13 protein-coding genes are annotated in these 13,706 nt (G+C 43.1%); 5 read left to right on the top strand and 8 right to left on the bottom strand.

Translation table 11 applies throughout. The annotated features are described in order from the left end of the window. Positions 1-4 precede the first annotated feature (4 nt). Positions 5-799 carry a TIGR03915 family putative DNA repair protein gene (locus LU276_RS05895; RefSeq protein ID WP_284672946.1) on the top strand — a complete coding sequence of 265 codons (795 nt, stop codon included), beginning with the start codon at positions 5-7 and terminating at the stop codon, positions 797-799. On the opposite strand, the gene corA is transcribed toward LU276_RS05895, so the two are convergent. Further along, entirely contained in the window at positions 800-2,059 is a 1,260-nt protein-coding gene (gene corA / locus LU276_RS05890; RefSeq protein ID WP_373628698.1) for a magnesium/cobalt transporter CorA, read from the bottom strand. 373 nt (positions 2,060-2,432) lie between these two features. On the opposite strand from corA, the gene LU276_RS05885 reads away from it, so the two are divergent. Together LU276_RS05885 and LU276_RS05880 are read left to right on the top strand one after the other, a co-directional pair. Next, a complete protein-coding gene (locus LU276_RS05885) occupies positions 2,433-3,662 on the top strand; it encodes an ATP phosphoribosyltransferase regulatory subunit (RefSeq protein WP_284672945.1) in 1,230 nt (409 codons plus the stop codon). Between the two features lie 93 nt (positions 3,663-3,755). Continuing rightward, positions 3,756-5,045 (top strand): adenylosuccinate synthase, encoded by a 1,290-nt coding sequence (locus LU276_RS05880; protein WP_284672944.1) that lies wholly within the window; start codon positions 3,756-3,758, stop codon positions 5,043-5,045. Positions 5,046-5,129: 84 nt separating this feature from the next. On the opposite strand, the gene LU276_RS05875 is transcribed toward LU276_RS05880, so the two are convergent. Further along, positions 5,130-6,002, bottom strand: coding sequence for an ATP-binding protein (locus LU276_RS05875; protein ID WP_284672943.1), 873 nt, complete (start codon positions 6,000-6,002; stop codon positions 5,130-5,132). A gap of 50 nt (positions 6,003-6,052) precedes the next feature. Here LU276_RS05875 and LU276_RS05870 point away from each other — a divergent pair, with 50 nt between their 5' ends. Continuing rightward, the gene (locus LU276_RS05870; protein ID WP_284672942.1) at positions 6,053-6,436 is read left to right on the top strand and encodes a hypothetical protein; all 384 of its coding nucleotides are present in this window, start codon (positions 6,053-6,055) and stop codon (positions 6,434-6,436) included. 87 nt (positions 6,437-6,523) lie between these two features. On the opposite strand, the gene ypfJ is transcribed toward LU276_RS05870, so the two are convergent. Then, positions 6,524-7,420 (bottom strand): KPN_02809 family neutral zinc metallopeptidase, encoded by an 897-nt coding sequence (gene ypfJ / locus LU276_RS05865; protein ID WP_284672941.1) that lies wholly within the window; start codon positions 7,418-7,420, stop codon positions 6,524-6,526. Between the two features lie 225 nt (positions 7,421-7,645). Here ypfJ and LU276_RS05860 point away from each other — a divergent pair, with 225 nt between their 5' ends. Then, positions 7,646-8,338: an alpha/beta hydrolase gene (locus LU276_RS05860; protein WP_284672940.1), complete on the top strand. Its 693-nt coding sequence runs from the start codon at positions 7,646-7,648 to the stop codon at positions 8,336-8,338. Positions 8,339-8,600: 262 nt separating this feature from the next. Here the strand turns inward: LU276_RS05860 and infA are convergent, their stop codons facing one another. The 5 genes from infA to LU276_RS05835 all read right to left on the bottom strand — a co-directional run bounded on the left by infA (position 8,601) and on the right by LU276_RS05835 (position 13,694). After that, entirely contained in the window at positions 8,601-8,822 is a 222-nt protein-coding gene (gene infA / locus LU276_RS05855; protein WP_029102801.1) for a translation initiation factor IF-1, read from the bottom strand. Positions 8,823-8,995: 173 nt separating this feature from the next. Further along, positions 8,996-9,880, bottom strand: a complete 885-nt coding sequence (truA, locus tag LU276_RS05850; RefSeq protein WP_284672939.1) for a tRNA pseudouridine(38-40) synthase TruA — start codon at positions 9,878-9,880, stop codon at positions 8,996-8,998. Then, positions 9,877-10,860 (bottom strand): asparaginase domain-containing protein, encoded by a 984-nt coding sequence (locus tag LU276_RS05845; RefSeq protein ID WP_284672938.1) that lies wholly within the window; start codon positions 10,858-10,860, stop codon positions 9,877-9,879. Before LU276_RS05845 ends, truA begins: the two co-directional genes overlap by 4 nt. 94 nt (positions 10,861-10,954) lie before the next feature. Continuing rightward, positions 10,955-12,085: an aspartate-semialdehyde dehydrogenase gene (gene asd, locus LU276_RS05840; RefSeq protein WP_284672937.1), complete on the bottom strand. Its 1,131-nt coding sequence runs from the start codon at positions 12,083-12,085 to the stop codon at positions 10,955-10,957. Positions 12,086-12,494: 409 nt separating this feature from the next. Beyond that, positions 12,495-13,694 (bottom strand): glycosyltransferase family 4 protein, encoded by a 1,200-nt coding sequence (locus LU276_RS05835; RefSeq protein WP_284672936.1) that lies wholly within the window; start codon positions 13,692-13,694, stop codon positions 12,495-12,497. Between the last annotated feature and the right edge of the window lie 12 nt (positions 13,695-13,706).

Raw genomic sequence — 13,706 nt, 5'->3', positions numbered from 1 at the left:
GGCTGTGGTTGATTTGTTCGGTGATGATGGCGTAGCGTTGGTCTTTGATGGGAGTTTTGAGGGTTGGCTGTCGGTGGTGTTTTATGCTTATGAGCATAGATTGATTGGGCGACATATTACTGTTGTTGCAAAGCATGATGAGATACCCCATCTTTTTTTGACCACGCTACAAGTACCAACAGATGAAAAGAAAGCTTTGCGTGTACTGGATAAAATTCGGCAAATTTTAGATTTAAGGCAAGTGATTTGGGCATTTTTATCAGAAGATGCGACAATCTACACACATCTTTTATCAGTGGTGGTGCATCAGCTTGACCACCCCAACAAAAATGTCATGCAAAATTATGCTCACCCAGATGTCTTGGCGGTTCATCAGTGCATCAAGAAAGTTGGGCGGGAGAGGCATCGTATGCAAGCATTCGTACGATTTGAATGTACGGATAATGATGTGTATTTTGCTAAGGTTAATCCTGATTTTAATGTCTTGCCGTTAATTGGGGATTTTTTTGCTAAACGGTTTGCTGATCAAAGCTGGCTAATCTTTGATGTGGTGAGAGGTTATGGGATATTTTATGACCACACCAATCCTAAGGCAGGTGTGCGTGAGGTGGTAGATATTGATCAAGGGCTTTTAGACGATTCAAGCACCATTCATGGCGAAAAAGAGCCAATTTACCAAAGGTTATGGCAGGCATATTTTCGCCATGTTACCATCAAAGAGCGTATCAACACCAAGCACCACATCGCCCAAATGCCACGCCGTTATTGGCAGTATCTTACCGAGAAAAAAGGGTTTTGACTATAACCACCCAGCACGGCGGAATTTAGAGTAAAGATAAATACAGATGAGTAAAATCGCCCCAATGACGATAAAATAACCATATTGCCAAGTCAATTCAGGCATGAACTTAAAGTTCATGCCATAGATGCCTGCCACTGCTGTTGGTACGGCAGCGATACCCGCCCATGCAGCAAGTTTACGCACGACATCGTTCTGTCCCATGGTTACCATCGTGGTATAGGTATTCATGGCGACAGAGAGCATTTCATTTAATCCGTTTACCGCATCGAGTGAGCGTAGTAGGTGGTCGTTGACATCACGAAAATAGGGCTGAGCAGCAACAGGGAATGCTGAGATAAGTTCGTTTTTTTTGTGATTGATAAAAAAGTTGCAGACATCTTGTACGGGCAAAATGACCGCACGCATATGGACGAGCTGAGATTTTAATTCGTATAAACTTTTTAGTGTTTCTCGGCTAAATTCTGATGAAAAAATATTTCTTTCTTGCTCACGCAAATAATTCCCCAGTCGGTCAGTGATTGGTAAATAATTATCAACAATGAAGTCTAAGATGGCGTGCAAGACGAAAATCGGTCCTAATCTTAGGCGTTCTGGGCGGCGATGATAATGCTCACGCACAGGTGCGTAAGAGTTGGAAGCACCACGGCGAATACTAATGATGAAATTTTTTCCCATAAATATGGCTGTTGTGCCATAGCGGATTTGATTGTCCTCAAGTTTTGCGGTACGCACCACCACAAAAATCATATCATGACCATAGCTTTCAACCTTTGGGCGTTGGTGTTCAGCAAGGGCGTCTTCTAAGGCAAGTTCGTGTAAGTCAAAGGCATCTTTGACTTCTTGAACGGTCTCAATGCTAGGATCATACAGACCAAGCCAGATGAATTGATTGTTGTTGGTTAAGGCACGGCTGACATCATCAATGTGCAACTGCTCTATGGGCTCGCCTGTTTTTCTAGAATAAGAATAGCAGACAATGGTTTCATTATCGCCAGAGTCTTCTAGGTCTTCAAAGCGATCGGCATCTGGGTCGTACACCGTCATGATTTCGATGGTGTCTTCATCGGTGGCATCAGCATCGCCATAGATATAGCTGTCTTGGCTGTCTAATGACAACTCTTCATCATACTCTTCGGTCAGTTCATCATCGGTTGGTGTAGTAGGGTGTCTTGATGGTTCGTTTGGTGCATTGAGATACTCTTCAATGGTATCGCATTTGGGGGTGTTCATATCGTCCGTGTGGTGCTTATTCGGCATGGCTACTCCCCTTGGTGTAAAATAATGTGATGCAAATCGGCGTATTATAGCAATATTTACGCCACTTTTCATCATAAATTAACGAATTGGTAATGATGATTAAAGGTGGGTATTGTATAAATACCATAAAATTACCCAGTGGTTGATTGGGCTGTATGTTTAGAAAGATTCTAAAAAATCGTTGTTTGAGTGATACTTTGTTAAAATAATTTATAATTTAGCCTAGTCGTATTAGTAATTTAATGATAAACTAAGGAGGAAAAAACCAATCAAAACCCTAATGGTCTTTTTATAAGCGTAGGGTGTTTTTTCTAGCAAGTGATGACTTGCTATTTTTATTTATTCATCCATCACTAATGAATAGGGGTTTGTTGTGCCGACCTGCACGATGGCTACTAGCCTACAGCGTACTGATGCCAAAAACTGGCTTTTGCCAGATGGCGTGGTAGATGTATTATTTAAAGATGCTCAAAAACAAGAAAGTCTGCGAGATGCACTACTATTTGTTCTAACTGCCAATGGTTATCAGTTGGTTTCACCGCCTTTGATTGAATATACCGAGACTTTGCTTGGTGGTGCTGATGAGGATTTAAAGCGTCAGACTTTCAAGATGGTGGATCAGCTCACAGGTCGCATGATGGGCGTGCGAGCGGATATTACACCACAGATTACTCGTATTGACGCACAGCATGGCGATGGAGTGAGTCGTTACTGCTATATTGGTCAGGTGGTTAAGACGCTGCCTAATGGACTGTTTGGACTGCGTACACCACTTCAGCTAGGGGCGGAGATTTTTGGGGTAAGCCATGTCAATGCCGAGATGGCACTCATTGATCTATTGGTGGCATTGACCGATGAGATTGGCATGAGCCGTGATAATCTGCATATTGATGTTGGTCATGTGGTGATTTTTGATGCGTTATGCACGCTACATCATACCGAAGAGTCGGTCATTGATACGCTTATGTCGTTGTATATCAAAAAAGATTTGCCCGAACTTGAGACATTGTGCCTATCTATTGAAGGTGGGGCAGATTTTTTGGTGCTTGCTCGGCACACGCTTGCCCAAGATGCCATACCTGATGCAAACAATCTATTGTCAAAATTATCCAAAAATGCTCAAGATAGCACGCCGATTGTTGAAGCGGCGACTGAGATTGCCACTTTGTCATCGCACATCAAAGCACTGGGCATGAGCGTTAGTGTTGATATTACTGAGCTGTCTGGTTATCACTACCATACAGGACTTGTGTTTAATGTTTATTTGAATCGTTCGGTCATCGCACAGACACAACCTTTGGTGCGTGGTGGGCGTTTTTGTGCACGAGCAGGGCGACAGGCAACAGGTTTTAGTATGGATATGAATCGCCTGCTTGAATATGTTGAACTACAAGAAGATACTGTGATTGTAGTGGATTATGATGATTTGTGCCGTGCCGATAATGACCAAAAAGACGACCTAGACAAACAAATTGCTACACTTCAAGATGAGGGCTGTATCGTTATCAAGCCACTATCCTTTGATGACAAACCGCAAATGATTGATGGCGTATTACACCTTGATGATGGAGTGTGGGTGGTACAGTTGGTTGGTGATGACTAGTGGCTTGATGGCACCGATTGAATAATTTTTTATTATTGCTATGATTGGCGATACAACAGAATTAAAATGATTGTTAACTGAGGAAGAAAGATTATGGGTAAAAATGTCGTAGTATTGGGTAGCCAATGGGGCGATGAAGGCAAGGGTAAGATTGTTGACCTTTTGACCGAAAAAGCAACAGCAGTCTCACGCTATCAAGGTGGTCATAATGCAGGTCATACATTGGTTGTTGGTGGCGAGAAGACTGTACTTCACTTAATCCCGTCTGGCATCTTGCGTGAGGGGGTTACTTGTTTTATTGGTAACGGTGTTGTGCTTGCCCCTGATGCATTGTTAAAAGAGATGAACGGCTTGATTGAAAAAGGCGTGCCTGTGCGTGAGCGTCTGCGTATCTCGCCTGCTTGCCCACTCATCATGCCATATCATACCGCACTAGACCAAGCTCGTGAGCTAAAGCGTGGCGATGCCAAAATCGGCACAACAGGTCGTGGCATCGGCCCTGCTTATGAAGACAGAGTGGCTCGCCGTGCCTTAAAAGTGGCTGACCTATTTAGAGCGGATTTGCCCCAAAAGCTAGAAGCACTGTTAGAATATCATAACTTTTCCTTAACTCAATATTATCAGGTGGAGGCCATCGATTATGATGCAACGCTTGAGCTGTGCAAAGTGTGGGCAGATGAACTTAGGGATTTGGTTGTTGATGTGACTGATGAACTAGAAAAACGCCGTAATGCTGGTGAAAACTTAATGTTTGAGGGAGCACAAGGCACGCTACTTGACATTGATCATGGTACTTACCCATTTGTTACCAGCTCAAATACGACAGCAGGCGGTGTAGCGACAGGTACAGGCTTGGGTCCTTTGTATTTTGATTATGTGCTTGGCATTACCAAGGCATATACCACTCGTGTGGGTTCAGGTCCTTTCCCAACCGAGCTATTTGATGAAGTGGGTGTGCACCTAGCAAAAGTAGGTCATGAGTTTGGTGCGACCACAGGTCGTGCTCGCCGATGCGGTTGGTTTGATGCAGTCAGCCTGCGTCGTGCGGTGGTGCTAAACTCAATGTCGGGCATCTGCTTAACCAAGCTAGATGTGCTAGATGGTCTTGATGAGATTAAGATTGCTACTAAATACCGTGTGCCAGAGGGCGAATGTGCAGGGGCTTATGATGCAGAGTTCTATGAGAAAGTTGAGCCTGTGTATGAAACTTTAGCAGGCTGGAGCGAATCAACCATTGGAATTACCAAGTTTGAAGATTTGCCAGAGAATGCCAAGATTTATATCAAGCGTATTGAAGAGTTGGTTGGTTGTCCTGTAGATATCATCTCAACAGGTCCTGACCGTGCGGAGACGATTGTGCTAAGAGACCCTTATGACGCATAATTGCCTTTTTTAACCATACCAATAATAAAAAACACATCTTAATGGTGTGTTTTTTATTATTGGTATGGTTAATGAGTATGGCGGTTATTGTTGTAGTTGGTTCATGCCTGCCCAATGGCGACTAAATTGATAAGCAATGCGACCAGAACGACTGCCACGAGTGCTTGCCCACTTTAGGGCTTCTTGCTGTGCCATCTCGTCAAATGCCAAGCCATGTTTGGTAAGATAGTTTGCAACAATGTTTAAATAGGTGTCTTGATTCATTGGATAAAATGATAGCCATAGACCAAATCTATCTGATAATGAGACGGTCTCATCAATGGTCTCGTAGGGATTGACCTCATCAGTCTGACCGTTGTAGATATTGATGTTGTCTTTCATCATCTGTGGCAGTAGGTGGCGGCGATTGCTGGTGGCGTACACAAGCAGTCTTTCTTGTTCACTATCTAAAGCACCATCAAGTACACTTTTTAGGGTGCGGTAGTTTTCATCTTGAGTATTAAATGCCAAATCATCACAGTACACGATGTAGTGGTTGGTATTGTCTGCTTGTTGTGATGCTTTGATGGCTTGACGGATTTGATCCAGATGTACCAAATCATCACGAGCTACTTCGATGACTCGCAGTCCTGCACTATGATAGCGTTTGAGTAGAGCTCGCACCAATGATGATTTACCTGCTCCACGAGAGCCTGTCATTAACACATGATTGGCAGGCAGTCCTGATAGAAACTGGCATGTGTTGGTAATTAGCTTGTCTTTTTGGGTCTCAATGCCCATAAGGTCATCTAAGTCCACTCCAAAAACCACATCAAGTGGTATTAATTGCCCATGCTTGCTACCAACCCAACGATAAGCTAAAATATTTGGATCAATGACGATGGGCGAGTTGGTATGCTGAGTTAAAAACTGAGTTAATAGTGAACTTAGTGGTTCAGGTAAGGTTAGTGTATTCATGCTTATCCAAGTCTTTTAACAGCTGAACTAATAATTGATGGGGTTTAATAATGAAATCATGGTATTTAGGGATTAAAGAGTATATGCAAAGACAAAAGATGCAATCTGACAAAGTGCAACAACAAGTTAAAATACTATCTGAGCAATATACTAAGTGTACATTTAAAATATGTAGAAATTATGATATTGAAATCTATCTTAATGGCACAGATATTAAATATATAATTAAACCATTTGCACTTCAGATACCGGCAGATGGTAGTACTACTTATCTGGTTTTTAAACACAAAAGAGCTGGTGTTATACTACCATTTTATTGTTCAACTGGTAAACAAAATACGATATTGTATCATGGTTTGCGTGAAGCAGTTGATTCTATCAGGGGGCAATTAGATAATCATCAAAGAGTGCAGTTTTGCCAAAGTATTCTTTAAGGAATACGCTATATATTGTCAATTTTATGAACTACATGACTAAAAGCATAAAAACGCTATCAAAACAAGTTGATGGCGTTTTTATAATTATAATTGGCGAGTAGCGAAAGTGTCGCACTGCTTAATGTCGCCAGACTCAAAACCACGATAGAACCAACGCTGACGCTGTTTGCTTGTGCCATGTGTAAAACTATCTGGTACGGCGTGCCCATGTGATTTGTGTTGTAAATAGTCATCGCCGATTTTTTCGGCGGCATCTAAAGCTTCCTCAATGTCGCCTTTTTGTAGAAATTGCGTGCGTTCATGATTATGTCTTGCCCACAGCCCAGCAAAACAGTCTGCTTGTAGTTCTTGGCGTACTGATAGATTATTGGCGGTCGCTTGATCTGTTTGACTTTGAGCTTGGCGTACTTGATTTGATATGCCTAGTAAGGTTTGTACATGATGACCGACCTCATGGGCAATGACATAAGCCTGAGCGAAATCAGCTGCTTGGTCTTTTTGGCTAAGCTCGGTGGCGTTTTTCTCGCCAGAGATGCCCATTTGTGTACGCATTGCTTTAAAAAAGCTAGTATCTAAATAGACTTTTTGATCGGCAGGGCAATAAAAAGGACCGCTGGCTGAAGTTGCAGAACCGCAAGCAGACTGGACCGTGCCACTAAACATGACAAGTTTGGGCGGTTGATAAGTACCACCAAGCTGATTAAAAATCGGTATCCAGACATCTTCGGTATCCGCCAAGACGGTGGCAACGAAAGCACGAGTCTCAGCTTGTTCAGCGGTTTCTTGGGTGGGGGCTTGGGTGATTTGGCTATTTTGAGTGATTTGTTCGGTAATGCCCAAGGTGGTCTCTGGACTGATACCAAAAATTTTCCAAACAATGAGTGCTAAAATCAAGCCAATAATACTCACACCACCGACTTTTCGTGTACTACCACGGCGGTCTTCAATATTACTGCTTTGTCTGCGACCTTTCCACTGCATGATGTTTGACCTTAAAAATAAAATGAAATATAAGGTGCTTATTATAACGATTTTTTGTTGAAAATGGGGAAAATTCACCACCTGCCATGTGGTTTTTGCAAATCTGGATAAATATGATGACTTTGTGATATGATGGTGCGGTATTTACTACCTACTGATGAGTGGGTACTGTACGACTAAAATTGTTTTAGTGTGCATTGGTTAAGATAAAATTAGGATAATAAAATGAACAAATCGGTCAAGCATCAGCCTTTATCATGCGTCATGGTGGAACATAATCCCACAAATTCCCCCATCCGCCACAGCGTGATTTGGCTACATGGGCTTGGGGCAAGTGGTCATGACTTTGAACCTGTGGTGCCTGAGCTTGACTTAGGCGATTTATCAGTGCGTTTTGTATTTCCGCACGCACCACAAATTCCTGTAACGGTCAATGGTGGCTATGTGATGCCTGCTTGGTATGATATCATCGAGATGAGTTTGGATAGAAAGGTGGATATAGCACAGATTGAATCGTCTGCTCGTGCTATTGATGATTTGATTGAGCAAGAGATTAAAAAAGGTGTGCCTAGTCAAAATATCATCATTGCAGGCTTTTCGCAAGGTGGTGCGGTGGCGTATCACCATGCTTTTACCACACCATACCAGATTGCAGGCTTACTGGCGTTATCCACCTATTTTGCCACTAAAGACAGCATCAAAGATGCAGGTGTGAACGGCGATATTTTGGTAAAAATTGATCATGGTGATTATGATGATATTGTTCCAAAAATCTTAGGCGAGCAGGCAAAAAATTCGCTAGATAACTTGGGTCTAACCCCTGTTTTTAGCACCTATCCAATGACACATCAGGTGTGTTTGCCACAAATTAAGTCAATTGGTGCATGGATAAAAGAGATGTTTATGGTGTGTACTTAAAAGTCAGTGTTACCCAATACAAGAAACCACCGAAGTTGAACTACACCCCAAGGGTTGGAGTTGGATATCTAAACTCTAACCTTTGGGGTGGTTTTTAATGGCAAAGCCTTCTGTTTGGGGTGGTACAATGATGTGCTAAATGTTTGGCAAGGTTTGCCAAACATACGGCTAGCGACAAACTCACTTAAGCCATACTCAACCAAGTTCACAGACAAGCCATCGTGATTGATAAAGAAAACCCAGTCAAAAGACTGGGTTTTGATCATTTACCACGATAGGTGATGCGACCTTTAGATAGGTCGTATGGGGTCATCTCAACCTTCACCTTATCGCCTGTTAAGATGCGAATGTAGTGCTTACGCATTTTACCAGAGATGTGGGCAATGATTTCATGTCCGTTATCTAGGCGGACTTTAAATAGAGTGTTTGGCAGGGTGTCAATTACCTCGCCTTCAAATTCGATGATGTCGTCTTTTTTTGCCATAAGTCAAATTAAGTTAAAAAATAAAGGGGTATTATAGCTGATATTTTTATGAAAAGCTAGGTTTTACCCTTGCTTTCTTAATGCGATGGTTGGTATCTGCTAGAGATGTGCAGTGCGGTCTGATGGGCTAGGCAAGCGATAAAATAACATGACTGGTCCATCTTTATATGACCTTATCTTTGGTTGATGTGAAAATCATCTAAAAGCCCAAGCCATAATGGTGTCAATGGTGCATTTGGTAGTAACTCTTGAAAGTGCTTGGGGTAGTAGGCATTGATGAAATACAGCCCATCAGCAGGGGCGGTTGGTGGGGCAAGACAACGGTTTTTGGCATGAATCAATCGTGTAACATCATCTGCCTTAAGCTCGCCTTTGCCAATGGCAAACAGTACTCCCATAATGTTTCGCACCATGTGATGCAAGAAGCCATCAGCTTGTATGTCTAGCACCAGATATGCTCCATGCTGAAATAGATGGGTATGACTGACTGTGCGTACAGGTTGATTGGATTGGCACTGTGCTGCTCTAAAGCTAGTAAAGTCATGCGTGCCAACCAAAAGTCTACTGGCTTGTACCATCTGATCTATATCAAGTGGCTCAAAAACATGGGTTACCTGATGACGCAAGATAGCAGGGCGGTAAGGCTGATTGAGTGTGATGTAGCGATAGCGACGAGCAATCGCCTTAAAGCGTGCGTGGAAATCGGACGGCATGGGGGTAATCCAGCGTAAGGCGATGTCATCAGGTAGTAGGGTGTTTACCCCACGCATCCAGTTGTACTCAGTACGGTTTGCAGTGGTGGTAAAGTGTGCAATCATATTGCCTGCATGAACGCCAGCATCGGTACGACCTGCAGCGATAACTTCTACAGTTTCGTTGGCGATGGTGGATATGGCGGATTCTAGGCGTGCTTGTACGCTGTCTACTTCTTGCTGTCTTTGCCAGCCACGATAATTTGTACCGATGAACTCAATGCCAATGGCATAAGTTTGCACCTGTTTTTGGTTAGGTTGTACGACCAATACCGTTGGTGCAGTTTGTTTTAGATTGTCTGTCATGGTTGTAAAACCTGCCAAAGTGTCTGACCATAGATACCGGCAATGCCTTTATCGCTTGCCTCAACCCCATATTCATACTGCCAAGCCCCCGATGCGTAGTCGGCGGTCGTGCCACCAAAAGCACACATGGTGGTGCAGATGATTCGGATATTTTGTTGGGTAAGTTTTACTATTTGGTCAATTAGTGTGGGTGATGATGGCACATTGCCTGCACCAAAGCCGATTAAGATGACTGACTTGGTATTACCGCTTAGATGCCTTAGTTGATGTTCTAAGTTGGCAACATCATTGGGAAGGCAATATATGGCAGTGATGTGCGTATGTTTGGCGTTGGCGATTAGCTTTGGCAGGTGAGCCAATCTGTCATCAATCACTAACTGTATGCTGAATGGTTTCTGATTAAAAACCGTTTGGTCGGTTTTTTTATTATTTACCAATTTGCCAATAAATGCATCGTGATTTTGGCTATTTAACTTTTGGGTGTCAAGGGCATACATGAGCTTGTGATAAAATTGCACAAATACCCCTGTGTGTTCGGTTGTAGCCATGATGCTTGCTGATAAATTTACCCAAGCATCTGAACTCTCATTGATGGTGTAGATGGGATTGTCAGCGATGAACAATGGTTGCATACTGCCTGTAATAATCAGGCTAATGTCTTTAAAATCACTAAAGGCATTGGCTAAAAATGCCGCCAAAAAACTTAGGCTGTCTGTGCCTGTAATTAGTACAAAACGCCGACCACCGACCGCATAAGCCTGCAAGATTAAGCTGTATAAATGCACAAAATCACTTGGAGTGAGTGTACTACTGTCTTTGATGAGTAAATTGGGTAAAATATCAATGGTGATGTTTGGTAATTTATCGGAGAATTGTGTTTTTAAAATTGGCAAAAATTCGTCCGCAGGCAAGGGCGATAGTGGTGTGCCATGACTACCAAAAGTTCCGCCAGCATAGATGATGTGGGTGGTGTGATTCATGATGGTTTTGATAAGACAACAAAGCTAAAATCATGCATATCATAACATAAAAAGCACGCCAAAATAGCATGCTTTTTTGTATTCTTTACAAGGATTAAATGCGACCTTGAATGATGGCGAGCATACGACGAAGTGGCTCAGCAGCACCCCACAATAGCTGGTCGCCTACGGTGAATGCTGTTAGGTACTCACCACCCATATTCATTTTACGCAAACGACCAACCGCTACATTTAGTGTGCCAGTAACTGCTACAGGGGTTAGGCGTTCCATGCTAGCAGTTTTGTCGTTTTCAACCACATCAAGCCAAGGATTATCGCTTTCACGCAAGGCTTGTTCGATTTGTTCTAGTGGAATGTCTTGGGTTAGTTTGATGGTTAGGGCTTGGCTATGGCAACGCATCGCACCGATACGCACACAGATGCCGTCAATATTGATGAGTTCATTACCTGATTTTCCTAGGATTTTGTTGGTTTCGGCTTGACCTTTCCACTCTTCACGAGATTGACCATTATCAAGCTGACTATCAATATAAGGAATTAGGCTACCTGCTAAGACTGCACCAAAGTTTTGTTTTGGAAAGTCGTCCGAGTGCTGAGTGGTAGCAATGGTGCGGTCGATGTCTAAAATGGCAGAAGCAGGGTTGGCAAGCTCGTCAGCAACACTATCACGCAGTACACCCATACCTGTGATTAACTCACGCATATTGGCGGCACCTGCACCAGAGGCGGCTTGATAAGTCATGGCAGACACCCATTCAACCCATCCACGGCGGAAAAGTTCACCAATTGCCATGAGCATCAGGCTCACTGTGCAGTTGCCACCAATGAAATCTTTTTGACCGTTGGCTAGAGCTTGATCAATCACATCACGATTCACAGGATCTAAGATGATGACTGCATCATCGTCCATGCGTAGAGAGCTTGCTGCGTCAATCCAGTAGCCACGCCAACCGCTTTGGCGTAGGGCAGGGTGAATGGCTTTGGTGTAGTCGCCACCTTGACAGGTAATGATGGCATCGCATTTGGCAAGTTCGTTAATGTCGTTAGCGTCTTTTAGTGTACCTGCATCAACTCCGAAGTTCGGTGCTTGACCACCGGCGTTGCTGGTTGAAAAAAATACAGGTGTGATATGCTCAAAATCACCCTCTTGAGTCATGCGAGTCATCAGCACAGAACCTACCATGCCACGCCAACCCACTAAGCCTACGACTAATTTTTCTGCCATTGCATTTACCTTTAATGGAGTGTGATTATTAGCCTAAGCCGACCAATCATCACACTGGTTAAGTTGTTAAAAATAAGCCTATAACTATGCACTTTTATTCATAAAAAATCAAGTGCTTTTTGTGATTTTTATGAATAAAGTTATCTGTCGGCGATTTCTTACATTTTGTGGCGGTAATGGCTGATGGTATGTCTGCATGTATCGTTTTATAATATGCACATGGATAGATGATAAGGAGATTGGGTGGCTTTAGCCACGGCAATGATTGCCAAAGGACTGTTTGCTATGGATGGTATTTACCCACACGCCCAGCTTAGATAAGCTGGGTTATTTTTTTGTGTTTGGTTGTGTTTGTATCGGTTGATGTGCCAGATTGAGTGGTAGCCCATAAATGGCTGAACAAATAGGATTAGTCATCAATGCGAATACAAACCAAGTTGTCATGACGGTCATTTTTTACCAGTTTGCATTCAGGCATAAGCGACTGATACACTGCCAAAGTCTCAGCAGTCATCTGCTCGATGGTGTATTCGTGTGTCATGGTGGGGCGTAGGCGATTTTGTAGGTGTGATTTGACTGCTTTGCATAAAGCGGTAGCGGTCTGCTCTTTGACCAAACCTTGTGGGTAGGTGGCGGATAAAATATCAGCAAATGCCCCCTTTGCCCAACCGATGACAGGCGTACCTAGATGAATGGCTTGCAAGGCGGTGATGCCGATACTCTCTGGATGATTAGCAAGAGCAAGAGCGATGTTGGCGGATGACAGCCACTCTCTCATATCGGGCGGTCGTCTGCCGATGAAAGTAACTTTATCATCTAGTCCTAATGCATGAATTCTTTGAATGAATTCTTCGTGGGATACATCTTGGTCGGTTAAGTTGAACTCTAAGTCTTCAGCAATGATGGCGTGAATGTCAGGGAATTTGTCTTGCAGATTTCCCAGAATATCTACCAGCCATTCTTGACCGTACTGTGTGCCAATGGGTGTGGGAAATAGTAGCCATTTTTTGTGTTCAAGTTCTGGATACTGAGCAAAAACATTATGCAGCCAGTACACCGAAGCATGATGGCGGTAGGGATAGGTGCGAACATCAATGCCTCGCTTGACGCATATGATATCAAAGGGTAATTGTTGTAAATCTTCTTCTTTGTCGGTAAGTTTGTCTTTTAGGTATTTATCTATGCTTTTTGAAGCGGTGATAATAATATCGGCATTAAATAGTGCTCTAGAGTATGAATTGAGCGGGTAAAATCCATACATGGTAGCGACTATTTTGGGGTGTTTGTCCTTAGCGATGAGTTTTAATGACCAGTGTAGCACCCATGCAGGTGTTCGAGAGTGTACATGAATGATGTCTGGCTGATATTCACAGATGAGCTGTCTTAGTTTGTAGACATGCTTTAATGCCCACCATGATTTTTTTGGCATGGGCAAGCGGTGATAAATCGTGCCATCACGCAAAAGACGAGTAACCAACTCCTCATCTTCGTGAGCAGCACCAATGACAACAGATTCATGACCTGCTCGCATGAGTGCGTGCGTGATGGCGTAGATGCCACGCTCGGATTCATCATGTTTTAATGATGACGATAAATGTAGAACTTTCATGGGTTTTGCATG

This window comes from Moraxella haemolytica (assembly GCF_030177935.1).
GTDB classification, from domain to species: Bacteria; Pseudomonadota; Gammaproteobacteria; order Pseudomonadales; family Moraxellaceae; genus Moraxella; species Moraxella haemolytica.
This window is presented reverse-complemented; position numbering and strand designations above follow the sequence as displayed.